The organism is Streptomyces olivochromogenes (assembly GCF_001514115.1).
GTDB lineage: Bacteria > Actinomycetota > Actinomycetes > Streptomycetales > Streptomycetaceae > Streptomyces > Streptomyces olivochromogenes.
Window position 1 is genome coordinate 296,179 of the sequence record NZ_KQ948454.1, and the last position, 536, is coordinate 296,714.

At 66.6% G+C, this 536-nt stretch carries 1 protein-coding gene; it reads right to left on the minus strand.

What is annotated here, in order from left to right:
- Positions 1–536 (minus strand): DNA-directed RNA polymerase subunit alpha (rpoA, locus tag AQJ27_RS13720; RefSeq protein ID WP_067367873.1); only part of this gene is annotated, 536 nt, incomplete at both ends.

Here is a 536-nt window from a genome sequence, read left to right on the forward strand (position 1 = left end):
GCCAGACCGAACAGCTCGACCAGGGTCTTACCGGCCGACGCCATGGCGTCACGGGGACGCATGGCCTGCTTGGTCTCGACGTCGACGATCAGCTTGTCGAAGTCGGTGCGCTGCTCGACACGGGTCGCCTCGACCTTGTACGTGACCTTCAGGACCGGCGAGTAGATCGAGTCGACCGGGATGCGCCCGATCTCCTGACCGACCTGCTTGTTCTGAACGGCGGAGACGTAGCCGCGACCGCGCTCGACGGTCAGCTCCATCTCCAGCTTGCCCTTGCCGTTGAGCGTGGCGAGGACGAGGTCGGGGTTGTGGACCTCGACACCGGCCGGGGGCGCGATGTCGGCGGCGGTGACCAGACCCGGGCCCTGCTTGCGCAGGTACATCACGACCGGCTCGTCGTGCTCCGAGGAGACGACCAGCTGCTTGATGTTGAGGATCAGGTCGGTGACGTCCTCCTTGACGCCCGGCACGGTGGTGAACTCGTGCAGCACGCCGTCGATGCGGATGGACGTGACCGCCGCACCCGGGATCGAGGA